Annotated in this window: 25 protein-coding genes, 2 tRNA genes and 1 pseudogene; 15 read left to right on the top strand and 13 right to left on the bottom strand. The window is 69.0% G+C overall.

Annotation, left to right across the window (positions count from 1 at the left end; translation table 11 throughout):
• Positions 1-37: 37 nt before the first annotated feature.
• Positions 38-1,279: an MFS transporter gene (locus ACQPZQ_RS04520; protein ID WP_433292329.1), complete on the bottom strand. Its 1,242-nt coding sequence runs from the start codon at positions 1,277-1,279 to the stop codon at positions 38-40.
• A 131-nt stretch (positions 1,280-1,410) separates the two neighbouring features.
• Here ACQPZQ_RS04520 and ACQPZQ_RS04515 point away from each other — a divergent pair, with 131 nt between their 5' ends.
• The 4 genes from ACQPZQ_RS04515 (at position 1,411) to ACQPZQ_RS04500 (ending at position 5,387) form a co-directional block, all read left to right on the top strand.
• Complete coding sequence (locus ACQPZQ_RS04515) at positions 1,411-1,815, top strand: GNAT family N-acetyltransferase (protein ID WP_433292327.1); 405 nt, start codon at positions 1,411-1,413, stop codon at positions 1,813-1,815.
• An 87-nt stretch (positions 1,816-1,902) separates the two neighbouring features.
• The gene (locus ACQPZQ_RS04510) at positions 1,903-2,688 is read left to right on the top strand and encodes a GNAT family N-acetyltransferase (RefSeq protein ID WP_433292325.1); all 786 of its coding nucleotides are present in this window, start codon (positions 1,903-1,905) and stop codon (positions 2,686-2,688) included.
• Positions 2,689-2,985: 297 nt separating this feature from the next.
• A complete protein-coding gene (locus ACQPZQ_RS04505; RefSeq protein WP_433292323.1) occupies positions 2,986-3,855 on the top strand; it encodes an MIP/aquaporin family protein in 870 nt (289 codons plus the stop codon).
• A gap of 80 nt (positions 3,856-3,935) precedes the next feature.
• Positions 3,936-5,387 (top strand): DUF2252 domain-containing protein, encoded by a 1,452-nt coding sequence (locus tag ACQPZQ_RS04500; RefSeq protein WP_433299008.1) that lies wholly within the window; start codon positions 3,936-3,938, stop codon positions 5,385-5,387.
• Between the two features lie 72 nt (positions 5,388-5,459).
• On the opposite strand, the gene ACQPZQ_RS04495 is transcribed toward ACQPZQ_RS04500, so the two are convergent.
• Positions 5,460-5,819 (bottom strand): MmcQ/YjbR family DNA-binding protein, encoded by a 360-nt coding sequence (locus tag ACQPZQ_RS04495; protein ID WP_433292321.1) that lies wholly within the window; start codon positions 5,817-5,819, stop codon positions 5,460-5,462.
• Positions 5,820-6,131: 312 nt separating this feature from the next.
• Here ACQPZQ_RS04495 and ACQPZQ_RS04490 point away from each other — a divergent pair, with 312 nt between their 5' ends.
• Complete coding sequence (locus tag ACQPZQ_RS04490; protein ID WP_433292319.1) at positions 6,132-6,602, top strand: VOC family protein; 471 nt, start codon at positions 6,132-6,134, stop codon at positions 6,600-6,602.
• 17 nt (positions 6,603-6,619) lie between these two features.
• Here the strand turns inward: ACQPZQ_RS04490 and ACQPZQ_RS04485 are convergent, their stop codons facing one another.
• Positions 6,620-7,051, bottom strand: coding sequence for a GNAT family N-acetyltransferase (locus tag ACQPZQ_RS04485; protein ID WP_433292317.1), 432 nt, complete (start codon positions 7,049-7,051; stop codon positions 6,620-6,622).
• 461 nt (positions 7,052-7,512) lie between these two features.
• Here ACQPZQ_RS04485 and ACQPZQ_RS04480 point away from each other — a divergent pair, with 461 nt between their 5' ends.
• The 4 genes and pseudogenes from ACQPZQ_RS04480 to ACQPZQ_RS04465 all read left to right on the top strand — a co-directional run bounded on the left by ACQPZQ_RS04480 (position 7,513) and on the right by ACQPZQ_RS04465 (position 10,068).
• Complete coding sequence (locus ACQPZQ_RS04480) at positions 7,513-8,106, top strand: nucleotidyltransferase family protein (protein WP_433292315.1); 594 nt, start codon at positions 7,513-7,515, stop codon at positions 8,104-8,106.
• A gap of 103 nt (positions 8,107-8,209) precedes the next feature.
• Positions 8,210-9,148: an alpha/beta fold hydrolase gene (locus ACQPZQ_RS04475; protein ID WP_433292313.1), complete on the top strand. Its 939-nt coding sequence runs from the start codon at positions 8,210-8,212 to the stop codon at positions 9,146-9,148.
• 89 nt (positions 9,149-9,237) lie between these two features.
• A pseudogene (locus tag ACQPZQ_RS04470) lies at positions 9,238-9,465 on the top strand (undecaprenyl diphosphate synthase family protein); the annotation flags it as partial.
• 24 nt (positions 9,466-9,489) lie between these two features.
• A complete protein-coding gene (locus tag ACQPZQ_RS04465) occupies positions 9,490-10,068 on the top strand; it encodes a hypothetical protein (protein WP_433292311.1) in 579 nt (192 codons plus the stop codon).
• A gap of 73 nt (positions 10,069-10,141) precedes the next feature.
• Here the strand turns inward: ACQPZQ_RS04465 and ACQPZQ_RS04460 are convergent.
• A tRNA-Leu gene (locus ACQPZQ_RS04460) sits at positions 10,142-10,203 on the bottom strand.
• A gap of 81 nt (positions 10,204-10,284) precedes the next feature.
• Positions 10,285-11,067 carry a methylenetetrahydrofolate reductase gene (locus ACQPZQ_RS04455; protein ID WP_433292309.1) on the bottom strand — a complete coding sequence of 261 codons (783 nt, stop codon included), beginning with the start codon at positions 11,065-11,067 and terminating at the stop codon, positions 10,285-10,287.
• 292 nt (positions 11,068-11,359) lie between these two features.
• On the opposite strand from ACQPZQ_RS04455, the gene ACQPZQ_RS04450 reads away from it, so the two are divergent.
• The 4 genes from ACQPZQ_RS04450 (at position 11,360) to ACQPZQ_RS04435 (ending at position 13,777) form a co-directional block, all read left to right on the top strand.
• Positions 11,360-11,713, top strand: a complete 354-nt coding sequence (locus ACQPZQ_RS04450; RefSeq protein ID WP_433292307.1) for a VOC family protein — start codon at positions 11,360-11,362, stop codon at positions 11,711-11,713.
• 453 nt (positions 11,714-12,166) lie between these two features.
• Positions 12,167-12,730: a GNAT family N-acetyltransferase gene (locus tag ACQPZQ_RS04445; protein ID WP_433292305.1), complete on the top strand. Its 564-nt coding sequence runs from the start codon at positions 12,167-12,169 to the stop codon at positions 12,728-12,730.
• Positions 12,731-12,900: 170 nt separating this feature from the next.
• On the top strand, positions 12,901-13,242 hold the full coding sequence (locus tag ACQPZQ_RS04440; RefSeq protein ID WP_433292303.1) for a hypothetical protein: 342 nt from the start codon (positions 12,901-12,903) through the stop codon (positions 13,240-13,242).
• Between the two features lie 85 nt (positions 13,243-13,327).
• Positions 13,328-13,777, top strand: coding sequence for a hypothetical protein (locus ACQPZQ_RS04435; RefSeq protein ID WP_433292301.1), 450 nt, complete (start codon positions 13,328-13,330; stop codon positions 13,775-13,777).
• A gap of 130 nt (positions 13,778-13,907) precedes the next feature.
• On the opposite strand, the gene ACQPZQ_RS04430 is transcribed toward ACQPZQ_RS04435, so the two are convergent.
• The 5 genes from ACQPZQ_RS04430 to ACQPZQ_RS04410 all read right to left on the bottom strand — a co-directional run bounded on the left by ACQPZQ_RS04430 (position 13,908) and on the right by ACQPZQ_RS04410 (position 18,205).
• Positions 13,908-13,981 (bottom strand) — tRNA-Leu (locus ACQPZQ_RS04430).
• An 11-nt stretch (positions 13,982-13,992) separates the two neighbouring features.
• Positions 13,993-15,300, bottom strand: coding sequence for an FAD-dependent oxidoreductase (locus ACQPZQ_RS04425; RefSeq protein ID WP_433292299.1), 1,308 nt, complete (start codon positions 15,298-15,300; stop codon positions 13,993-13,995).
• 70 nt (positions 15,301-15,370) lie between these two features.
• On the bottom strand, positions 15,371-15,955 hold the full coding sequence (locus tag ACQPZQ_RS04420; RefSeq protein WP_433292297.1) for a TetR/AcrR family transcriptional regulator: 585 nt from the start codon (positions 15,953-15,955) through the stop codon (positions 15,371-15,373).
• 100 nt (positions 15,956-16,055) lie between these two features.
• Positions 16,056-17,477, bottom strand: a complete 1,422-nt coding sequence (locus ACQPZQ_RS04415; protein WP_433292295.1) for an NAD(P)/FAD-dependent oxidoreductase — start codon at positions 17,475-17,477, stop codon at positions 16,056-16,058.
• A 56-nt stretch (positions 17,478-17,533) separates the two neighbouring features.
• Positions 17,534-18,205, bottom strand: a complete 672-nt coding sequence (locus ACQPZQ_RS04410; protein WP_433299006.1) for a uracil-DNA glycosylase — start codon at positions 18,203-18,205, stop codon at positions 17,534-17,536.
• Positions 18,206-18,236: 31 nt separating this feature from the next.
• Here ACQPZQ_RS04410 and ACQPZQ_RS04405 point away from each other — a divergent pair, with 31 nt between their 5' ends.
• On the top strand, positions 18,237-19,694 hold the full coding sequence (locus ACQPZQ_RS04405; protein WP_433292293.1) for a S10 family peptidase: 1,458 nt from the start codon (positions 18,237-18,239) through the stop codon (positions 19,692-19,694).
• Positions 19,695-19,739: 45 nt separating this feature from the next.
• On the opposite strand, the gene ACQPZQ_RS04400 is transcribed toward ACQPZQ_RS04405, so the two are convergent.
• The gene (locus tag ACQPZQ_RS04400; RefSeq protein ID WP_433292291.1) at positions 19,740-20,693 is read right to left on the bottom strand and encodes an exopolyphosphatase; all 954 of its coding nucleotides are present in this window, start codon (positions 20,691-20,693) and stop codon (positions 19,740-19,742) included.
• Positions 20,694-20,843: 150 nt separating this feature from the next.
• Between ACQPZQ_RS04400 and ACQPZQ_RS04395 the strand changes: the two genes are divergently transcribed.
• The gene (locus ACQPZQ_RS04395) at positions 20,844-22,484 is read left to right on the top strand and encodes an acyl-CoA dehydrogenase family protein (RefSeq protein WP_433299004.1); all 1,641 of its coding nucleotides are present in this window, start codon (positions 20,844-20,846) and stop codon (positions 22,482-22,484) included.
• 52 nt (positions 22,485-22,536) lie between these two features.
• On the opposite strand, the gene ACQPZQ_RS04390 is transcribed toward ACQPZQ_RS04395, so the two are convergent.
• Together ACQPZQ_RS04390 and ACQPZQ_RS04385 are read right to left on the bottom strand one after the other, a co-directional pair.
• The gene (locus ACQPZQ_RS04390; protein ID WP_433292289.1) at positions 22,537-23,061 is read right to left on the bottom strand and encodes a DUF501 domain-containing protein; all 525 of its coding nucleotides are present in this window, start codon (positions 23,059-23,061) and stop codon (positions 22,537-22,539) included.
• Positions 23,058-23,462: a septum formation initiator family protein gene (locus tag ACQPZQ_RS04385; RefSeq protein WP_433292287.1), complete on the bottom strand. Its 405-nt coding sequence runs from the start codon at positions 23,460-23,462 to the stop codon at positions 23,058-23,060. Before ACQPZQ_RS04385 ends, ACQPZQ_RS04390 begins: the two co-directional genes overlap by 4 nt.
• Positions 23,463-23,606: the final 144 nt, after the last annotated feature.

Here is a 23,606-nt window from a genome sequence, read left to right as displayed (position 1 = left end):
CGACGACCGTAGTGATCGTCGAACGTGACCCTGGATCTCATGCTTCGTCGCCGACCGGGACCGGTTGCCGCCACCGTCGTAGCGCAGGGTGCGTCCCAGCGATCACTGCCACCGCCAGCACGCACGCCAGTCCGCCGCTGACCGCCGATGCCGAGGCCGACACCAAGCCGGCGACGAGCCCGGCCCGCGCATCCCCGAGTCCCGGCCCGCCTGCACCCACCGCGTACTCAACCGAGCTGATCCGGCCGCGGAAGCCATCGGGCGTCTCGAGCTGCACGAGAGTGCCCCGGGAGATCACCGACACGGTGTCGGCAGCGCCCGCGACGGCCAGGCACGTCAGCGTGGCGGCGAGGGCGTCGACCAGGCCGAACCCGGCCAGCGCCAGCCCCCAGACTCCGACAGAGCCCAACATCACCGCACCAGGCCGCGCAGCGCTGGTGACCGCACCGGACAGCAGCCCGGACGCCGTCCCTCCGACCGCGAGTGCGCTGAGGAACAGCCCGAGCGTGTGTGGATCGCCGCCGAAACGCTCCTGGTTGATCACCGGGAACAGCGCGATCGGGATCGCAAGGACGGTGGCGGCCAGGTCGCTCGCCAGCACCCCGCGCAGCGCCGGGCGCCGCCACAGGAACGCGAGCCCCTCGCCGGCCGCACGCAGCCCTGCCCGCGCCGCGCCGCCCTCGGGGCGCATCGACGGCAGCCGGGCCACCCCGTAGAGCGAGAACAGGATTGCGATGGCGTCGATGGTGTAGGCCCAGCTCAGGCCCCACCGGGCAAGCACCACCCCGGCCACCGCCGGGCCGGCCAGCATCGCCACCTGGAACGCGACGTGGTCGAGAGCCACCCCCGCGGCGACCTGGGACGGCGGCAGCAGCCGGGGTAGGAACGCCCGCCGCGACGCCGTGCCGAGCGCGGTGCACGACGTCTGCACCGCGACCAGGACGAGGACCAGCGCCGCCGACCCGATCCCGGCCACCGCCTGCACTGCTAACAACCCCGCCGAAACGACCGCGCCGAGGCTGGTCAGCAGCACGATGCGGCGGCGATCGAACGTGTCGGCGATCGTCCCTCCGAGGAGGCCCAGCACGATCGTCGGGACCGCCGTCGCAACGCCGATCGCGCCGGTCCACAGCGGACTGCGGGTCAGCTCCCACACCTGGTAGAGCACCGCAACCACAGCCATCTGCCCGCTGAACCGGATGGCCGACGTCCCGATCCAGAGCCGCCGAAACGCCGGCGACGTCTGCAGCGGGCGGACGTCCAGAAGCCCCTTGCGCACTACGTCTCCCGCCCCTGCCATTCCAATGATCACCGGCGCGACCAGTGTGCAAGCGACCACCGACAGAAACGGTCCGGTCTTCGAAGCGACGCCCGGCGATGGCGGAGCCGGCTTGGTTCGATCATGGGCAGGTGTTCACGACGGTCGCTCATCCGCCCCTGCCTGATGACTACGTCCGCCTGCGCGCATCGGTGGGCTGGCCGAGCCCCGATCTCGAACGATGCGCGCAGGCGTTGGAGGCATCGGCTTTCGGCGTCACCGCCTATGACGAGGCAGGCCGCGCCGTCGGGATGGGGCGGGCTGTGGGCGACGGCCTGTACTACTTCCTGGTCGACGTCGTCGTTGAGCCGGCAGCGCAGGGGCGAGGACTCGGCGCGCGGATCATGGACGAGTTGAGCGGGTGGGCAAGTGCATCAGGCGCTGCGCACGTTGCGTTGGCGGCTGATGCCGACGTGGCGCCCTTCTACGGACGTTGGGGCTTCGTGCAGGGGCCGACCGCGTACCTACGTCTACGAGGCCACGACCGTTCGGCGTGAGAACCGGCAACCCCGGTCCCGCACGGGCGGAGCGAGCCATTTTGCGTGGTACGACGGAACGGAGATCGAAACTGGGGGATGCCGGTGATGGAGCTGACGGCCGATGAGGCGGCCGATCTCGTCGAGCAGTTCTGGTCGCTGGGCGGCGAGAGTGTCGATCTCGGGCGAGGTCGGCTGGTGAGGTCACCGGCCGCTCCGGGCCATCCGCTCGGGAACTTCCTCACCTCGCTCAGAGTCGGCTCCGACGATCAGCTCGTCTCGCTCCTGGCAGACGTCGAAGCGATCACGGGCGCACCATGCCGACGGGTCCTGATCTCGCCGCGGACTCCACCGACCGTCGAAGCACTACTCGTGCTCAACGACTGGTCGCTCGACACACAACTTCAGCTCGTGCTCCCGGCGTCGGTCACCGTCGGCCGAGCGGCCTTGATGTTGGAACCCACCCGAGACGACGAGGATTGGCGGGCCATCGAGGAACTGTTCAGGATCGACCACATCGAGGAAGACCGCCGAGCCCGGCGCGCGGAACGACCCGTCTCGGAGACCCACGCGGCGGTACTCCTCCGACGGAGTCTCGTACCGGCCACCTACTTCGTCGCGCATCGGGATTCCCGGCCGGTCGGGTGCATCGGAGTGTGGACTCGCTCTGATGGCGCAGCCATGATCGAGGACGTCTTCGTGCACCCCGAGGCGCGTGGCGAGGGCATCGCGACCGAGATGCTGCGCTTTGTGATCGGAACCGCTCGCGAACGGGGCTCAGGGCCGATCCTGATCGGTGCCGAGGTGGACGACACCCCGAAGCGCCTCTACGCACGATTCGGGTTCCGGCCCACCGCTGTCACGCGCAGCTACTCGACAATCCGGGCCGGGTAGCCCGCCCGAGCCGCCGCCGGAGGCCGGTCCGCACCATGCTTCTTGATTATCAAGAGACCCTTCGTGAGTTATCCACTGCGGACGGTGTCGACGACGAGCGCTGCTATACGGCGTCAGCCGCGAACCAACAGCTGAATTTGTATCCAGTGACTATCCGAGCGTAGCCCGCTCCGTCTCGGGGGACCATAATGCAGTACTCCTAGGCAGTTCGGTGATTTTGCTCCAAGCACTACCTGCACACCAGCACGGGCACGCCTTCAGGTGTCCACATCAAGCGAAGCAGGCAAGGGATATGAGATGACCAGCCAACCAGACGAGCTAGCCCGGCAATCTGCGCCCGACCAGAAGGATCTCGGCCACGTCGACGTCGCCCTGCGATCGTTCGGGCAGCCGAACTCCGTGGCCAGCCAGTTCGACTTCTGGAACGACAGCTACGAGGGACGGCGCCTGTTCTCCGAGCTGCTGGGCACTTTCTTCTTGGTCCTCGTCGCCGTCGGCGGCGGAATGGTCAACGCCCGTTTCGGTGGCGATGCGGTTCCGTTCGGTGCGCTCGTGGTGGCACCGGCGCTGATGGTGGCGGCCGTCATCCTGTTCATGGGCACGGTTTCCGGCGCGCACCTCAACCCAGCAGTGAGCGTTGCCTTCGCGCTGCGCGGCGACTTCCCGTGGAAGCGCGTGCCCGCGTACATCGTGGCCCAGTTCATCGGCGCCATACTCGCGACGATGCTGCTGTGGGCGCTGATCGGCAAGCAAGGCGACGCGGGCCTGACCCTGCCCGGTGCCGGAATTTCGACGACCACCGCAATGCTGTGGGAACTTGTCCTGACCACCGGCCTGGTGAGCGTGATCCTGGGCACCGCGTCGGGGGCCCAGCAGATCGGGCCGCTGGCCGCCATCGGCGTGGGCAGCTACATAGCGCTGGCCGGGCTGTGGGGAGCGCCGGTCAGCGGTGCGTCGATGAACCCTGCGCGCTCGATCGGTCCCGCCCTGGTGCTCGGCGACTGGACGTCGTGGTGGGCGTATGTGGCCGGGCCAGTGGCGGGCGCGGTAGTCGCCGTAGGTTTCGCCTACATCCTGCGGGGCCGCGGCGGCGGCCGAAGCGGGGTGGGGGCAGCGCAGGGCACGCTCGGCGTGAGCTGGCGCATCGGCCCCGAGCCGCGCCCCTGAGCCGATCGCAGGTAGGGGTTTCCGATGCCGTGCCGGGTCACCCCTCCTCCCATCAGAACGAGCGACGGAAAGAGGTGGCCATGGTCGTAACGAGTGCAGGTGACGTTCGAGCGTCCCGCAAGGGCCAGGCGCAGGCTCGGAACGCGAAGCAGTTGACTCGCGCGGATCGGGCGGCCCGGGGAAAGGATGCTCGGGCCTCGGCCCCGCTGGAGGCGCACGCGGAGTTCACTCCGGATGGATCACGGGATCCGGTTGGCCTCCTGCTGGAGCAGGCAAAAAGCCGGGTACCGGAGTTGGTACCGGTCCGCCACGGGCGGATGCTGGTGTCGCCGTTCGCGTACTTCCGTGGAGCGGCACTTCCGATGGCGGTCGATCTGGCGGGAACACCGACATCAGGGCTTCGAGTGCAGTTGTGCGGTGACGCGCACATGTCCAATTTCGGAGGATTCGCGTCGCCGGAGCGGCGGCTCGTCTTCGATGTCAATGACTTCGACGAGACGTTGCCCGGTCCGTTCGAGTGGGACGTCAAACGGCTGGCGGCAAGCCTGGCCGTGGCGGGCCGCGACAACGAGTTCAGCAGGAAGGACCGCCGCACGATTGTCCTCTCGGCGGTCGAGGCATACCGGACTGCGATGCGGGCGTTCGCTGAGCAGCCCTTCCTGGACGTGTGGTACGCGCACCTGGATGCAGAAGCCACCTTCGACGAGGTGAGGTCGAAGCTGAAGCGGAAACAGGTCAAGCGCACAGAGAAGACGCTGACCAAGGCACATACCCGCGACAGCATGCAGGCTCAGAGCAAACTCACGACCGTGGTCGACGGGCAGCGGCGGATCATCAGCATGCCTCCGCTGATCGAGCCGATCGAGGAGATCTTCGCCGATGTTCAGGTCGCCAAGATCTATGAGGTCGTACGCTCGGTGCTGGGCAAGTATCGGCGCACTCTGGAGTCCGACCGCAAGCACCTGCTCGAGTACTTCACGCTGGCGCAGGTGGCCCGCAAGGTGGTCGGAGTCGGCAGCGTCGGCACCCGCGCCTGGGTCTTGCTCATGGATGCCGAAGACGGCACCGAACCGTTGTTCTTGCAGGCCAAGGAGGCCCAGCCGTCGGTGCTGGCGGCCTACTGCGGGCGCAGCCAGTACAGCAACCAGGGCGAGCGGGTGGTCGCAGGGCAGCGACTGATGCAGGCCGAGAGCGACATTTTCCTCGGCTGGACCCATGTGGTCGACCCGGACGGGACAGATCGCGACTATTACGTTCGCCAGCTGAAGGACTGGAAAGTCTCCGTGCCGATCGAATCGATGATTCCATCTGGCATGAAGGTCTACGCCCATATGTGCGGGTGGACCCTTGCCCGCGCGCACGCCCGATCCGGCGACCGCTTCGCCCTGGCCGCCTACCTGGGCCGCTCCGCCAAGTTCGACAACGCGATCGCCGACTTCGCCGAAACCTACGCCGACCAGAATGAACGCGACTACGCCGCACTCCAAGCCGCCGTGAAGGACGGCAGGGCCGAGGCGACCACCACGATCTGAGCCTCCTGCTCAACTCCGCCGGCGCCGGGCCGGCGGCGCTGGCATCGCACCGCTGATGGCGGAGTCCGGGGTTCAGCCCGGGCCGTCGGGATGGGTGAGGTCGTACGCGTGGGAGAGCTTCTTGGGGACGACCATGCGCCAAGCGTCGACCACGAGCTCGCGAGCTTCGGCCGAGTCCAATGCTGCGAGGTCGGCGTGGACCCAGTTGAAGCGCATATCCGCCGCCGACGGCATGTGGAACTTGTGCGGCCCGCTCGCGACGAGCGCCTCCCGCTCCTCCTTGGGGAACGCGAAGCCCATCACGCTCTCGTCCAGGGAGAACGCCACGTAGACGATCTGCTTGACGCGGAACTTCAACCTGCCGCGTACATACACCTGGTACGAGCGCTCCAACTCGGTGCCCAGCTGCCGAACGTCCTCGATCACCGCCATGCTCAGAACCCATCCTTCGGGACGCGGGGCACGCCCCGTGTCCGCACGCCGTCCAGATCTCCCAGCTCGCTCTGCCTGGTCCAGGCCATCGGAATCCGCTCCTCGTGCATCGCGTACACAAGGATGACCGCGACGGCGGACCGGAGTCATCGGCCGCGGCGTTCGTCGGTTGGTCGATGCCCGGATTCGGCACGCATTCGGCACGGCCGATCCATCGACGCGCGCGCCGACATCACGCCCTGCTCTTGACCTCAACTCGGCTTCAGGGTCGATCGTGCTGGTAACAGGCCGACTGACGTGATGGAGAAGCAGATGCCAGTCCCGACGATGGGCGTGACCGAACTCGTGATCGAAGTGCGTGATCTTGCGGCGTCTGAGCAGTTCTACACCGGCGTACTCGGCTTGCCAGTCATAGGACGCTGGGAAGGAGAGGCGTTCCGAGGGCGGGAAGCCGTCTGGCTGCAGTCGGGAAGCCAGACCCGCATCGGTCTGTGGAAGCCCCAGATCGGCATCGCCGGCTCGCGGGGCGGCGCGCATGTTCACTTCGCGATGACCGTCGCGGAGGGCGACTACGACGCGGTTGTCGCCCAGATCCGTTCCCATGGAGTGCACGTTGACGAGGTCTACTTCGGCGACGATCCAACAGCGCCGGGACAGCGGTCGGCCTACGTCACGGATCCCAACGGGCACGTCGTCGAGTTCTGGACGCGTGACGTCGCGACGCAAACGGCGGCAGGCCCCCCGCGCGCCAAGGGCCCGGACGTACAAGGTGTCAATGGGTAACCCCCGGACCCACAAAGCTACAAAAGCTTCCGGAAGTAGGTCGCGCTCTCTTCGTAGCCGATGGCCAGGTAGAAGTCGGCTGCTCGACGTGTCGCGAGCGCAACCAGCCTCGCGCCTGCGTCGACGGCTCGGCGCTCGAACTCCTCCATGAGCAACGCTCCGACCCGCTGCCGCCGCTGCTCCGCGTGGACCGCTATCTCCTCGACCCACGCGACCCTGCCGTTGGCGTAGAAGGCAGGGTGAGTGAAGCCGAGGACGTAGCCGCTGACCTTGCCATCAGTCTCCGCGACGAGCAGCAGCGCGTTGTCGGCGGCCAGCAACTCGCCGAGGCTGCGCCGGAAGCTCTCTCGCTCGACGACGAAGGAGGTGGCCATCTCCGCGGCCAGCGAGTAGACCGTTGGCTCGTCCGTGAGCGTGGCCGCCCTGATGATGGTCCGTCGTGCCGTCACGGCGTGACGCTAACGCCTCAGGAGATCAACGGTCGCCCCCGAACCGAAGGGCCGGGCACGCCAGCACGCTTTGAGGCAACCAGGCCACGTCCGCGCATCACAAAAGACAATGCCGCCACGCCGTGGCCGGCCGATTTACAGAGCGCTGTCATATCGCCTCTGACCGGTGGTGGAACGATGCTGCACCTGCCCGCGTCCGTGCATAGTCCGCGCGGGTCGTTCTTGCCCCATCACGCCGGGTCCTGGTGGTGATTCCTCGCGGCGCAGGCTCATCCCTGCTGGGCCGAGGGGTGGGGGCAAGGTACTCAGTCCAACCTCGCGCTCCACCCCTCGGCCTAGCTGCCGTCTCGGCGTGCTGAGAGGAGGTCACCATCCCGTCCCACTCCCCTGGTCTCCGACGCGGCGACGGGTGCGGGCGGAGCCCGCGGTGCTCGTCGGTCCGCTGCGCCAGACTGCTGACTGTGGATCAGCGTGCCCGTTTCCTCGACCTCGTCCAGCGGAACCCGATCAATGCGGCGATCCTCGACCGCGGGCCGACCCTCGGTGTCCTGGACTGGTGGCTGACCGCCGGGGCGGTGTTCCAGACCGTGTGGAACGTCCTCGACGGCAGAGACCCCGGCGCCGGGATCGCCGACTACGACTTGTTCTACTACGACGCCTCGGACCTGTCCTACGAGGCCGAGGACGCGGTGATCCGGAAGGCCGCCGCCCTGTTCGCTGATCTCGGCGTGACGGTGGAGGTCCGCAACGAAGCGCGCGTGCACCTCTGGTACGAGTCGCGCTTCGGTGTCCCGGGAGTGCGGTTCACCAGCTCAGCGGATGCCATCGACCACTTCGCGTCGACCACCTGCTGCTTCGGCGTGTCTCGGACGCCCGGAGGTGAGCTGGTCGACTATGCGCCTCGCGGGTACGCGGACCTGTTCGCGATGCGGGTACGTCCGAATCCGCTGTTGGCACCGCGGGCGGTCTATGAGACGAAGGCTCGGCGGTGGCAGCAGGAGTGGCCGGGTCTGGTCGTGGAGCCCTGGCCCGACTCCGTGGAAGTGGCCGGGTAACCGCGCCGGTGAGCGCAGGTATCCACCGCGCTGTAGCAGAACCCCGGGCGAGTTCGCGGTGACCGCCGAGGTCCACCATGGCGACGATGAGGGGAGTTTGACCATGGAGAACCCCAACGAGGAACGCGCCGCAGTCGCCCCGCCGCTGGGGTCTCGCTGGGACGTCTCGGACGGTGCGATGTGGCTGCATAAGTCCGAGGGAGAGGGTGTGCCTGTTGTGTGGCTGGCCGGTGGTGGAATGTTCGGCCTCTACTACTGGAACGTGCATCAGCTCGCTGCGGAGTTCACAACCAGCGTGATTTATGACCGGCTCGGGACAGGCTGGAGCGACGCCGTCGATCTTCCGCGCAGCAGCACGCAGGTGACCGACGATCTGCGCGAGCTGCTCAACGCGGCAGGTGTGACGGACCCGTGTGTGCTGGTCGGCCATTCACTGGGCGGACTATATGCGCGGCATTTCGCCAAGCGGTTCCCCGGTGACGTCGCAGGTCTGGTGCTGGCTGACCCGACCCATGAAGATGTCGTGCCTTATCTACCTGAGCAAGCTGCGCAACGAATGACGGCCTGGACCAGTGACATCGTGCTGCCATTCGAACAGGTCGAGGCGATGCGCTCAACGTATGAGGCGGTGTTCGGCAAAGCGTTGGCGAGCTGGCCGGATCGGATTCGGAACCCACTGTTGGCGCAGGCGTTCAGCAGCGAGGTTTATGCACGTTCATTGCGGGAGCCTATGGATCTGCTGGCGCTGTTCGACGAGGTCCGCGCTTCGGGACCCGACCCTGACATCCCGGTTGTTGTGCTCTCGGCCATGGGATCCGACGCGTTCACCGGCGAGCTGCTGCCCCCCGAGGCAAGGGCGTCCGCTCGACAGTCAGCGCAAGCCAAGCACCGCTGCTTCAATGATTTCGTGGCCTCGATACCTCGGGCTCAGCTGCGCCGTATCGACGACGCTGGACATTCCGGACTCATCTGGGAACGCTCCGATGCTGTCCTCGACGCGATCCGCGGCGTCCTGGCCTCCGAAGCGCTTCAACACCCGTAGGCGCCACTGCTGCGATCGTTGGCAAGTAGCTCGCGGCGGGTGCCGGTTCGGTGGCCTTCCTGGACAATGCGAGGAATTTGGCGCAGTCAGTGCCAACGGACGAGTCCATCGCCGCCCACCTGCACACCGCCGGCAGGCCCGACCTGGATCTGATCATCCGGACCAGCGGGGAACGGCGCCTGTCCGGCTTCCTTCTGTGGCAGTCGGCTGATTCGGAGCTGTACTTCTGCGACGCCTACTGGCCCGGCTTCCGCCGCATCGACTTCCTACGGGCCGTCCGCGACTTCACCGGCCGCAAGCGCCGTTTCGGGAGGTAGCAGGTCGTCAGTCCCGTTATCGGGATGCAGGCGGGAGGGTACGGCGGCGAGGATTGGCTCGTGCACATCGAGTTCGCGAGGCGCAAAGGCGGGGGTTCTCTGGCCACGATCGACCGCCCGGATGGGGTCCGGCTCCTGCTGACCTCGTACGACCGCGCGAACACCGTTCCGCACGATCTCGCTCACTTCGTCGCCGAACGCGACCTCGGCCTGCGGCGGGGGTTGTGGGGCAGCATCGCCTCTGGGGCACTGTTCGACAGCCTGCAGCTCATCTCCGGGAAGCGGCGGCACAATGACGCAGCCCGATCACAGGCGATCCGCCGGGCCAACGCCGACGAGCTGGCTCTCGCCGAGGTCCTGGTCGGAGCGGTGCACCGCAGCCTGCAGCTGAGTGACACCGCCGCGACACGCGAGATCGAGCGCGCGTGGTCGAGCGTCCGCGACTCGCCGTGCCCGTTTCTGCCCGACCGCAGCATCATCGCTGTCACCGAGCTGCGACGGCTCGGACGCCTCTTCGGTGAGCTGGACGCCTCCCGCACCCTGCCGCTCGACTGGCCCTCTGCTTCGCCCCGCAAGACCGGCGGGAAACGACGGGGTCGTTGACTCCCGTTCGCCGACCTTCTTGATCGACGTACCGCCTGGTCAGACGGCGATTCTGCTGGTTGTGGCAGGGTGCCCCCGGTGGGACTCGAACCCACACTGGAACCCTTTTAAGGGGACCGCGCTCCCGTTGCTGCTAGCGCCTTGACCTGCGGATTATCGGCGTGCGGGCTGAACCACTGCCTGACTTTGGCACGTATTCGGCGTCGAGCGATGGAGTTACAGCGCGAGTTCGAGCCGAGCCGCAACCTCTCGGAAGCGGCTGACCGGGACGAGGTGAACACCTGCGAAAGCCTCGGTGTCCCGCAGTGCCAGGATCTGCTCGCACGCTGCATCCACGCCCGCCGTCGGCCTGCTCGCCACCCGGTTCACGATTTCGTCGGGGATTTCGATGTCGGGGATCGACGCCCGCAGGCGCGTAGCCATGGCCGGGCTCGCCAGGACCATGACCCCCGCGTACACCGGCTTGTCCGTAGGGTTGGCTTCGCGCCATCGCAGGAACGCGTCCACGGAGTAACCGACCTGGACGAAGATGAAGTCTGCCGACTGTTTCCATGAGGCCATCCGACGGCGATGGCCTGCCGTGACGCCGAGCCGGAAGGGATCGACACCGGCGAACGACGGCTGATCGGTGGCGGCGCGTGCTTCCTCGATCATGGTCCGAACGGTCAGTTCGCTGGTCCGGTCGCCAGCCGAGGGCTTATCGCCGTGGACAAAGAGAAATTGGTCGACTCCATAGGCTGCGGCCGTCAGCAGGTCGCGTCGGAAGCCGAGCAGATTCCGGTCCCGCGAGTTCACGCAGGCGATACTGCGTCCACCCATGGCCTGGACCTCGTTGGCCACCGCGATGCTGGAGACCGTGGCGCGGCCGATGTGGTTGTCGGGGATCAGGAACGAGTCCGCCACCGGGGTGAGCACACCAATCTGGTGGCGGGCGTGTTTCAGATCCGGACGAGTCGGCGGCTCGATCTCACAGATCAGGCGGAACCCACGGTCGCTCATACGCAGACGATAGATCCTGTCCAGCGGAGCCCGACGAGGGCGGATTTACAGAGCGCTGTCATATCGGCCCTGACCTGCGGTGGAACGCTGCTCCAGCTGTTTGCGTCTGTGCATAGTCCGCGCGGGTCGTTCTTGCCCCTCGCACGCCGGGTCCTGGTGAGGAGATCACCACCCCGCCGCACTCCCCCGATCTCCGAGCGGTGCCGGGTGCGGGCGGAGCCCGTGTTCCCTTCCGCCGCTGCGACGTGCGAACCGAAGGATCCAGACCGATCAGCCCCTCTAGAGTTCCGCCATGAGTCTCGTGTGGGAGGCCGTGGTCATCGACGCTGAGGATCCCGCGTCACTTGGCCGCTGGTGGGCAGCTGCTCTCAGGTGGGAGGTCGCTGCCGACGAGAGCTTCGGCGTGGAGATCAGGCCGCGCCGAGAGGCTGGCTCGCGTCCGGCGCTGGTGTTCGTTCCAGGCTCGGCGAAGGCAGGAAAGAACCGCCTGCACCTCGACTTTCACGCGTCCGATCAACAAGCCGAGGTGGGCCGTCTCCTTGAGCTCGGCGCGCAGCGTGCAGACATAGGTCAAGGCCAGGTGCCATGGGTGGTCATGCGCGACCCGGAAGGCAACGAGTTCTGTGTGCTCGAACCACGCGGCTGAACTGCCCGCGATGGCCCTACGGGGGCGCTGCGGCGCAGAGTAGGGGTGGGCCGGGTAGCGGACCCGGCGGCCGCGAACGGGCCGGAGGTGTAGTGAGCGAGCCGGCGGGGCCGGCCCCGCGCCGCCGAAGGCGGCGCGCTGATCCTCTAGAGGCCAATTCGGCAGCGCGCACCTGAACCTGTGCCATATCGGTCGGTGCTCGGGTAAGTCCGCCGGCTGGCGGTCCAGGTTCCGACGACGTCCTCACGCGCCAGAGTTCGGCTCGCACGGCGTGCTCCACGTTCGGTGGGGCAAAGCAGGCAAGGGCAGCAGCCCGAAGCGGCGCAGCGTGCTCACGGTCTTCCCCTGGTCGGTCCGTGTGATTGCTCAGTGGATCTAACAATGTCGCGAGCTGCTGCACCCGTTGACACGCACCATGCGCGGCATGTCCGGACGGTCTGCCAAACTTGAAGAGTGATTCTGCGCCCAGATCTACCCATCTACACCGCACGCCTCATCCTCCGGGCGCTCGACCCGACGGATGTCCAGGCACTTCTCTCGTACCACGGTCTTACTGAAGTTCACCGGTTCCTCCCGACACCTGCCATGAACGAAGCTGGGGTATCGAGCAGGCTGGAGCACGGACGCTGGTCTCGCTCGACTATCGAAAAGGAGGGCGATGGCATATTTCTGGGCGTCCAGCTGCGTGATCAGCCCGGACTGATCGGGGACGTAATGTTCCACTGGCGAAGTGAACGGCACCAAACGGCGGAGATCGGGTATGTTTTTCACCCAAAGTACTGCGGGCACGGTTACGCGACCGAAGCTGGCCGAGCAGCGTTGACTCTCGCGTTCGCCGGTCTTAACGCCCATCGTGTCGTCGCGTATATCGATCCCCGCAATGGTGGCTCCATCAGGGTGGCCGAACGGTTGGGGATGAGTCCGGACGGTCTTATGAGAGAGAACAAGCTCATCGAAGGCGAGCGACGGAGTGAGCTTGTCTACGCCGTCCTTCGCCATGAGTGGAACGACGGCTGATGGGCGAAAGGCTTTGCCCTTCGGATCGTGGGCGGCCGTCGGATGCAGATCTCCGGAAGGCGTTGACTGCATGGGCCTTCAACATGCGTCCGAACCGCGATGACGCTCCGCCGGACGCCATCGCATCGGCACTTGGATGGCTGTCTCGGAACACCCGCGATGTGAGCGACTTGGGACAGCCCGCTGTGGTGCGAATGGTGTTGGACGCCCTCACCCGGACGATCGATGGTTCCCCTGCCGCGCCAGGGACTGTTCAGAGGCAGCGGGGCGTCGTGGTCAACATCGCCGAGTACGCCGTCGAGCGGAAGCTGCTCGGCCGGAACCCGATCACGGTTCTGGCTTGGAAGGCGCCTAAGACGGTCAAGAGCGTCGACAAGCGGGCAGTGGTGAACCCGGATCAGGCACGCGCTCTCCTGGCTGCCGTGGCTGATCAGAAGCCGAGTGGCCCGTCCCTGGTGGCCTACTTCCGAGCGATGTACTACGCCGCGCGTTGCGGCCAGGTGAGGCAGTGACGCTGCGCAGGTCCAATCTCGTTCTGCCGTCCAAGGGCTGGGGCGAGTTGCTGTTGGAGTTCTCGACGCCGGAGTCCGGTGCCTCGTGGACGGACGTGGCCGGCGCCGGGAGGAGCGGCAGCTCAAACACCGCGCCAGGGGCGAGACGCGCATCGTGCCCTGTGCACCGGAGCTGACATCTTTTCTGCACGCGCACCTCTCAGAGTTCGGGACAGGCCCCGACGGGCTGCTGTTCCGTGGCATTCGGGGCAGCCAGCTGGCCGAGAGCCCGTACTGCCGGGTGTGGAGGAAGGCCCGAGAGGCGGTGCTCTCGCCCGACGACGTCCGGTCACCGTTGGCGGCCCGACCGTACGACCTGCGGCACGCGGCCGTGTCGACCTGGCTCAACGCGGGCGTCCCCTCGACGCAGGTCGCCGAGTGGGCCGGGCACAGCGTCGGGGTGCTCCACCAAATCTACGCGAAGGTCATCGTCGGCCAGGAGGACGCGGCCCGGAAGCGGATCGCCGCGGCGCTGGCGGTGCAGTCCGATGCATAGAACTTGGGCACGTATTGGGCACAGGTACCCGGCAGACGCCGGTGTCGGCCGGACACGGCCGGACAGCACAAGATCGCCCTCCGACCGTGTTTCTGCTGGTCAGCGAGCGATTCTGCTGGTTGTCGCAGGGTGCCCCCGGTGGGACTCGAACCCACACTGGAACCCTTTTAAGGGGCCTGCCTCTGCCGATTGGGCTACGGGGGCGCGCCTACAGCCTACGGAGCGGGCACGGGCGGTCCCGCTGTGGCACGCGCGCGTTCCCATGCCCTCGGAGCCGCGGGATCGGTGGGGCCGGGGGCGAACGTACGCCTGCGCAGGGCGGGCACAGCCGCGCAGATCCTGAACCAGCTGCGTGCGGCCGTCGTCGCCACGGCGCCATGGGACAAGGCCAGGTCCTTCTGCGTCAGAGCGAAGCGGACGGCAGCAGCGCCGTAGTCGCGCATGTCGGACTCATATTCGCTGATCGCCGCCAGCGTGTCGCGCTCGCCACGGGCCGCCGCACCCAGCTCGCGGCTGAGCAGGTGGGCGTCGCGCAGCGCCGTGTTGCCGCCGAGCCCGCCGATCGGGGGCATGAGATGGATCGCATCGCCGATGACGGTGACCTGTGTGCTCGGCCACGCCGGGCCCGGCTCCGTGTAGCGGAAGGCGACCGCGCCGCGGCTCTCCGGGTCCGACCCGGCCAGCGCCAGCCGCAGCTGTGGGTGCCAGCCCGCGGCGAGAACGTCGACCACGGCACGCAGCGCGTCGTCGTCGAGTTCGGTGACGTCGGGCGGGAGCAGGTCGGGGCGCGTGACGAGGGCGCACAGCACGTACGGCCGCGCGGCCGTTCCGGGAGGCGGATCGAAGACCGAGGTGAACAGGAAGCAGGGCGCGTCGACGTGGACGATGTTCATGCCCGTGCAGAGGCGTGGCGGCAGTGCGCGGCGTACCTCGTCGGTGAGCCAGATCTTGTGTGCGATCCCGACCGCGCCCGCCGGGTGGGTGTGCAGCTGCGGCAGGTACTGCCTGCGGACCCGGGACCCGGCGCCGTCAGCCCCGACGAGCACATCGCCCACCGCGGTGCGCCCGTCGGCGAAACGCGCCAGCACCGTGCCGTCGTCGCGCTGCTCGTAGCCCACGAACTCGGCGCCGAACTGCACGGCGTCCTCCAGGCCGGTCAGCAGCAGCCGGCGCAGCGTGGGGCGGTCGGCGGCGTAGTGGCTCTCCGCCGGGTCCTCGGCGCCGGGGTACATGATCGCCTCCTCGACCACCAGCAGCTCTCGCAGCTGCTCGGTGAGCCAGCCGAAGTCGCCCGCGCGCCCCGCCGTCGCGAGGAACTCGTGCCACACCGCGTCGGGCAGGCAGGCGTGCAGTGCTCTCGCGCCCACCGGGTTGATGTGGATCCGGTAGCCCTCCCACCGGCTCCCGACGGCTGCGTCCCGCTCGTGGACGGCGACGTCCACCCCTGCCCGGCGCAAGCCCTGCGCGAGGCACAGGCCACCGATGCCGCCCCCGATGACGATCACTCTTCCCGGCCCGCTCATCGCACGCCCTCGCTGCACTCGGCCGACGCTTCGCGGAGGCGCTGTGTCGATGATTCACTCGCAAGCTCGCTCATGGCCGCTCCCCCTTCGCGTGATCCTGCGCCCCGTCGATGAGAAGCGCCTCGAGCTGCCCGAAAACCTGACCCGCCACCTCCGGCACGAGCCGTGCACCCTTCACCGCCGCGATCACGAGCTCCGCGCCGGCAGCAACGTCGACGGGGACCGACCACGAACCGTGCGCCATGCCCTCGGCCAGCACCGTCGTCAGCACCTCGCGCCAGCCGGCCTCGTGCCGAGCCATCGCTGCGGCGACCGCCGGGTCGCGGCGAGCCCGCAGGTCGAGCTCGACCGTGACGGCGAACAGGTCCGGCCGGTCCTCGATCAACCGGCGCAAGGCCTGCAGGTGCTCGCGCAGCGCGACGGCAGGGTCCGGCCCCTGCGGCGCGGTCGTCCAGAACTGGCGTGTCGTGTACTCGGCCACGGCGTCGACGAGGTCCTGCTTCGTGGCGAAGTGGTGGTGCAGCGTCGAGTGGTCGATGCCGACGTCCTCGGCGACCTGCCGCAGCCGCAGGCCCTCGAAACCCGCCTCCGCCACTCGCCGGTACGCGGCGACGACCAGCTGCTCGCGACGGTCACTCCGTACTCCACCAACCACTTGGTTGAGTCTAGGGCAGGGTCGGAGCGATTCGGAACCCCGCAGAACGAAAAGGCCCGTTCCGGAGAACCGGAACGGGCCTTTCGGGGCTTCGGAAAGGTCAGGCGCCTCGCCGTAGTCCTGGCGTGACGGCCTCTTCGCCTTGGCCTGCGCCGGCGGGGGCACCCGCCTGTTCCGGTCCAGGCTGCTGTTGTGCAGGTGGGGCCGGTGGCGACGACGGGTTCGCGACGCGGTGGAACTCGGCCCTCGGGTCGTTGATCTGCCCCAGCGCCACGACCTCCCGGCCCAGGAACAGAGCACCCGTCCAGTCGACGAGGATGCGGACCCGGCGGTTCCAGGTGGGCATGCGGCTCACGTGATAGGTGCGGTGCATGAACCACGCGATGATCCCGCGCAGCTTGATCCCGTAGATCTCCGCGACGCCCTTGTACAGCCCGAGGCTCGCCACCGATCCGGCGTAGCTGTGCCTGTACTTGGTGAGCTGCCGGCGCCGCAGGTGCGCCACGATGTTGTCGGCGAGCACCTTGGCCTGGCGCACCGCGTGCTGCGCCGACGGGCTGGTCTTGGCGTCCGGGTCGTCCTTCGACAGGTCGGGCACCGAGGCGCAGTCGCCGGCGCTGAAGACGTCGGGCATGCCGACGACCTGCAGTTCGGCGGTGCACTCGATCCGGCCCCGGGCGTCCCGCGGCAGGTCGGTGTGGTCCAGCATCGGGTTGGGCTTGACGCCCGCGGTCCAGACGATCGTGTCGGCGTCGAACTCGTTGCCGTCGTCGAGGACGACGTGGCCGCCCACCATCGACTTCACGCGGGTGTCGAGGTTGACCTCGATGCCGGCGTCGAGCAGCCGCTCGACGGTGTAGCGGCCCATCTTCGGGCCCACCTCGGGCATGATCCGGTTGGCGGCCTCGACGAGCACCCACCGCAGGTCGTCGGGAGTGATGTTCTCGTAGTAGCGGGTGGCGTAACGGGCCATGTCCTGCAGTTCGGCGAGCGCCTCGATGCCGGCGTAGCCGCCTCCCACCACGAGGAACGTGAGGAAGCGCTTGCGCAGTGCCGGGTCGATGGTGGTGGACGCGGCGTCGAGCCGCGACAACACGTGGTTGCGCAGGTAGATGGCCTCACCGACGGTCTTGAACGCGATGCCGACCTCGGCCAGGCCGGGGACCGGGAGCGTGCGTGCCACCGAGCCCGGCGCCACGACGAGGACGTCGTAGCCGACGGTCGTCAAGTTGCCGGCGGCGAGCTCGGCAGTGACTTCACGGGTGGCGTGGTTGATGCGGGTGACCCGGCCGGTGAGGTGGTGGCACTTTCTGAGCACCTTGCGCAGCGGGACGACGACGTGCCTCGGCTCAATCGATCCGGCGGAAGCCTCCGGCAGGAACGGCTGATAGGTCATGTGCGACTGAGGGTCGATGACGGTCACCTCGGCTTCCCCACGTCGCAGCTTCTTCTGCAGCCGCAGGGCCGTGTACATGCCGACGTATCCGCCGCCTACCACGACGATCCTGGTGTTGCGCGCCATGCCTCCAGGGTCCCACCCTCACGGCGGCTTTACTCCTCCGAAGCACGTGATAACGGCTACCTCTGCTCAGGTATCTCCGCTGCTCGGGCCGCCTGACGGAGGACGTCCTCCAGCATCGCGGGGGTGAGTTTGCCGGTAAAGGTGTTCTGCTGGCTGACGTGGTAGGAGCCGAAGAGGTGCAGGGGCCCTCGTTTTCCGGCCAGCTCGACGTGAACCCCGTGCCCGAACCGGGGACGGGGACGCGGAACGACCCATCCGGCGTCCGCGAGCACGGGCAGCAGAGCCTGCCAGCCGTAGGCGCCCAGCACCACCGCCGCACGCGGGCGCAGCAACGCCAGTTCGGCACGCAGCCAGGCGCTGCAGGTGTCCCGCTCACCCGTTGTCGGCTTGTTGTCAGGCGGCGCGCAGTGGACCGGGGCAGTGATCCGGGTGTGGAGGAGCTCGAGGCCGTCGCCACGGTGCACCGCGGTCGGCTGGTTCGCCAGGCCCGCCGCGTGCAGAGCCGCGAACAACACGTCGCCCGACCGGTCGCCGGTGAACATCCGGCCGGTCCGGTTCCCGCCGTGAGCGGCCGGCGCGAGCCCCACGATCAGCAACGGCGCGTCAGCCGGACCCAACCCCGGCACGGGACGTCCCCAGTAATCCTGGTCACGGAACGCGGCACGCTTCTCCCGTGCCACCAGCTCGCGCCAGGCCACGAGCCGAGGACATTCCCGACAGTCGACCAGTGCCGCATCGAGATCACCTAGGGTCTGGTACGTGAGCGAGGAGAGCGCACCGGAAACGCCCGCACCGCCCGCCGACGACCTCGTGACCACGTCCCACACGTTACGCACGCCCACGGGCGACCTGGCGTACACGGCGACCGCGGGCCGGGTCGTGCTGCGCCACGAGAAGCACACCGACGGCACGTTCGACGGGTACGAGCCGCGGGCCGAGGTCTTCCTCGTCGCCTACACCCTCGACGGCGCCGACCCCGCCACCAGGCCCGTCACGATCGCCTTCAACGGCGGGCCCGGCTCGTCGAGCGTGTGGCTGCACCTCGGGCTCTTCGGGCCGCGCCGCGTCGTGATGGGCGACGCAGGAGCCCTCACCCCGCCGCCGTGGGGGCTCACCGACAACCACGAGTCGCTGCTCGCGCACTCCGACCTCGTGTTCGTCGACCCCGTGTCCACTGGCTACTCGCGCGCCATCACCGGCGGGAAGCCCGCCGACTTCCACGGCTACACCTCCGACGTCGAGACGATCGGCGAGGTGATCCGGCTCTGGGTCACGCGCAACGAGCGGTGGCTCTCGCCGAAGTTCCTGGCCGGGGAGTCCTACGGCACGCTGCGCGCCGCTGCGCTCGCCGAGCACCTGCAGGACCGGCACGGCATGTACCTCAACGGCCTCATGCTGATCTCCAGCGTGCTGGACATGGGATCGATCCGCTTCACCGAGGGCAACGACCGCCCCTACCCGCTCTTCCTGCCCACGTACGCGGCGATCGCGCACTACCACGGGCTGCACCCGGGACGGGAGCTGCACGAGGTGCTCGCTGACGCGGAGGAGTTCGCAGCAGGCGACTACCCGTGGGCGCTCGCCCGCGGATCCCGGCTCGCCGCCGCCGATCTCGACCGGGTCGCCGGGCGCCTGGCCTCCCTGAGCGGGCTCGACGAAGGCTATGTGCGCCGGGTGCGCCTGCGGATCGAGCACCACCGGTTCTTCCGCGAGTTGCTGCGTGCCCCCGGCCGCACCGTCGGCCGCATCGACGGCCGTTTCACCGGCTGGGAGGACGACGGTGGCGGTGAGAAGCCCAGCTACGACCCGTCCATCGCGGCGATCACGGGGCCGTACACCGCAGCGTTCAACTCGCACGTCCGCAGCAGCCTCGGCTACGTCAGCGACCTGCCCTACGAGGTGCTGAGCGGGCGCGTGCAGCCGTGGTCGTACAAGGAGTTCGAGGGCCGGGCGGTGTCGGTCGTCTCGAAGCTCTCGGCGGCGATGCGCCACAACCCGCACCTGCGCGTGCACGTGGCGTGCGGCTACCACGACGGGGCCACGCCGTACTTCGCGGCCGAGCAGGTGTTCGCCCAGCTCCCGATCCCGGACGAGCTGCGCGACCGCATCGAGGTCCGCCACTACGAGGCCGGGCACATGATGTACGTGCACGAGCCCTCGCGGCTGGCGCAGTCGGAACACCTGGCGGCGTTCGTCACGGCGGCGCCGGAGTCGTGATCGCGGGGTCGGGCCGGTGATCCGCGCCCGACCCCGCTGCGTGTGTCAGGCGATCGAGCGCGCGATCCCGTCGAGGATGTCGTGCTCGCTGACCACCATCCCGGTGACGCCGGCGCGCTCGTTCAGCTCGCGGGACAGCACGTCGACGATGAGGGCACCGGCGCCGATCACGTCGATCCGGCCGGGGTGGATGGCACCGTGGCTCTTACGCTCCTCGCGGGACATGCCCAGCAGTTCGTCCGCCACCCGGTGCAGGTCCTGGTTCTCCAGCCGCGAGTGGTGCACCGCTGCGGCGTCGTACTCCTCCAGGCCGAGCGCCACGGCCGAGAGCGTGGTGATCGTGCCCGCGACGCCGACCCAGGTGCGCACGCCCTCCACCGGCACCGCGTCGAACGCCTCGTCGAGGATGCCGGTGGCCACCCGGCGGGCCTCCGCCACCTCGTCAGCCGACGGGGGGTCACCCGCCAGGCAGCGCTCGGTGAGGCGGACGCTCCCCACGTCCACCGATCGGGCGGCCTGCACGGTGGCCTTCCCACCCTTCAGGGCGCCCACGACGAGTTCGGTGGAGCCACCGCCCACGTCGACGATCACGAACGGGCCGTCGTCGGGATCGAGGTCGCCCACCGCTCCGACGAACGACAGGTTCGCCTCCTCGTCCCCGGAGATCACCTCGGCGTCGATGCCGAGCGTGTCCTGGACCATGCCGAAGAAGTCCTCACGGTTGCGGGCGTCGCGGGTGGCGCTGGTGGCGACCATCCGCACCCGCTCGGCGCCCTCCCTGCGGATCACCTCCGCGTAGTCGACCAGCGCCGCGCGCGTCCGATCCAACGCCTCCGGTGCGAGCTCGCCTGACGCGTCGACACCCTGACCGAGCCGGACGATCCGCATCTCACGATGCACGTCGCGCTGCTCGGTGGTGCCGCCGTCGCCGGTCGTGATGTCGGCGACGAGCAGACGGATCGAGTTGGTTCCGCAGTCGATGGCGGCCACGCGCGACATGCACTCTCCTTGGTCCGGCTCACACGGCGACAGCGGTCACCGTACGCGGGAAGCCGGATCGCGGACGGCACACGACGCGGGGTGCGCGACTACCCTCGCAGCGTGGTCGACCAGCGCAGCTCCACCGCCCTGTCCGTCCCCGCGGACCTCGTGACCGTCACCGAGCCGGGGCCGACGGACCGCGGCACGCATCGCGTCGAGAACCAGCCGCCACCGCTCTCCGGGCACGACCCGCTGGCCTGCGACCCGGCGTTGACGGATGCGGTCGGCCGAGAGGGCGCGCAGGCGGCGCTGCCGGATCTCAGCCGTCTGGGTGCGCTGATCACGTCCCCCGAGGCGCAGGAACACGCGCGGCTGGCCAACGTGCACGAACCCGTCCTGCGTACCCACGACCGGTACGGCCATCGCATCGACGAGGTCGAGTTCCATCCGTCGTGGCACTGGCTGGTGGGCACCGCGGTCGAGTGGGGGCTGCACGCCGCACCGTGGGTGGACGAGCCCGGCACCGGGGCGCACGTCCGGCGAGCCGCGGGCTTCTACCTGATGAGCCAGCTCGAAGCGGGGCACGGCTGCCCGATCTCGATGACCTATGCTGCCGTCCCCGCGCTGCGCCACGACCCCGTGCTGGCAGCGGCCTACGAACCGGGTCTCGTGTCCACGTCCTACGAGTTCGGGCTCGCCGACCCGGCGACTAAGGCCGGGCTCCTGGCCGGCATGTCGATGACCGAGAAGCAGGGCGGCTCCGACGTCCGCGCCGGCACCACGGTCGCCACCCCGTCGGCGGACGGGACGTACCAGCTGGTCGGGCACAAGTGGTTCACCTCGGCCCCGATGAACGACCTGTTCCTCACCCTCGCCCAGGCTCCCGGTGGGCTCACCTGCTTCGTGCTGCCCCGCGTCCTGCCCGACGGCACTCGCAACGCCATCCGGCTGCAACGGCTCAAGGACAAGCTCGGCAACCGGTCGAACGCCTCCGCCGAGATCGAGTACACCGGTGCCACGGGTTGGCGGCTCGGTGACGAGGGCCGGGGCGTCGCCACGATCATCGAGATGGTGTCGATGACGCGGCTGGACTGCGTGCTGGGCTCCGCAGCGCTCGTCCGCGCCGCGCTGAGCGAGGCGGCGCATCACGTGGCGCATCGCAGCGCCTTCGGTTCGCGGCTGGCCGACACGCCCCTGATGCAGGCCGTGGTCGCGGACCTGGCGCTGGAGTCCGAGGCCGCCACCACACTCGCGCTGCGGCTCGCGGGTGCCGTGGACCGCGGCGAGCGCTCGCTGCTGCGGCTCGCGCTCCCGGCGTCGAAGTACCTGGTGTGCAAGCGGGCGCCCGCGGTGGTGGCCGAGGCACTCGAGTGCCTCGGCGGCAACGGGTACGTCGAGGAGTCGGCGCTCCCGCGGCTCTACCGCGAGGCCCCGCTCAACTCGATCTGGGAGGGCTCGGGCAACGTCACGGCGCTCGACGTGCTGCGCGCCGTGAGCCGCAATCCCGACTCGGTGGATGCAGTGCTGGCGGAGGTGGACGTCGCAGGCGGCGTGGACAGCAGGTTCGACCGCGCCGTCCGCGCGCTGCGCGCCGAGCTGGACGGGCGTGAGGCACGGCGGGCGCGGCGGCTCGCCGAGCTGCTCGCTCTGTGCCTGCAGGGATCGCTGCTCGTGCGGCACGCGCCGGAGGAGGTCTCGTCGGCGTTCCTGGCTGCGCGCTTCGACGCCGACGGCCCGTGGCGCACCGCGGGCACCCTCCCCGAGGGCACGCCCGCGGCCGCGTTGCTGGAGCGGGTCACGCCTGGTTGAGCCGACCCAGCCGGACATCGGCCCGGTGTGCCGTCCGTTCGGACGGATTCCGTTATGCAGGCGGGCGCGCGCACGCGCTCGCCTGCCACCACTCCCCCAGCTCGGCGAGCGCCTCGTCGCCGAACGGGTTCACGCCAGGGCCTGCCGCCAGCGCGTGCGCGACGCACACGTGCAGGCACTTGACGCGGCTCGGCATGCCTCCAGCGCTGACGTCGGTGCCCAACGGCTCGATCGCGTTGCGTTCGGCGAGGTAGGACTCGTGCGCCCGCTGGTAGGCCGCGGCGAGCTCGGGGTCCTCGGCCAGCCGCTCGGTCATCTCGCGCATCCGGCCCTCGGCCTCCAGGCGGCTGACCCAGGAGTTCAGCCGAGAGCAGGTCAGGTAGTACAGCGTCGGGAACGGGGTGCCGTCCTCCAGCCGCGGAGCGGTCTGCACCACCGCGGGGTGCCCGCACGGGCAGCGGTAGGCGACCGCGCGGACGGCACGCGGAACCCGTCCCAGCTGGGCGGCGACGGCCGCGAGGTCCTCCTCGCTGATGCCGGGAGCGGAAGCAGGCCCGCGCGGCGTCGACGGGCTCATCGCGAACCCTCCGCGACCTCGCGCCACAGCTGGCGGTACCACGGCATGCCTGCCCCGGCCTCGCCCGCGCCGGTCAGGTCCGGGCCGGACGGCAGCTGTACGACGTAGGGAACCTCCCCGGGCAGGACGTAGCCGAGCCGCGTCCTGGCCTGGGCGGCGACCTCAGCAGGATCCGACAGCCGGGCGCGCTCCTTCGACAGCTCCTCCACCTCGGCGGCGAGCGCCTGCTGCTGCTTGGTCACGGCGGCGAGCTCCTGACGCTGGGCGACGAAGTTGCGCAGCGGGACCGCAACAGTGAGTGCCAGCGCGCAGACCACGAGGGCCAGCACCGCTGCTCGGCGTGTGGTGGACAGCCCGAGCATCCCCGTGGTCGCAGCAACCACACCACGGGTGCGTGCCACGCGGTTCAGCTTGGGTTCCCTGTTCCGCCGCCGCGTCGCTCCCGTGCCGGCGCCGCGGCGCGGCGGCGTGCGGGGAGTCCGTTCGCCCCGAACCCGGGTTCGTTCCTCGACCATCGCGCCGCCTCAGGCCTGCTTCACGGGCGA

It is taken from the genome of Pseudonocardia sp. CA-142604 (assembly GCF_050948475.1).
Lineage (GTDB): Bacteria > Actinomycetota > Actinomycetes > Mycobacteriales > Pseudonocardiaceae > Pseudonocardia > Pseudonocardia alaniniphila.
This window is presented reverse-complemented; position numbering and strand designations above follow the sequence as displayed.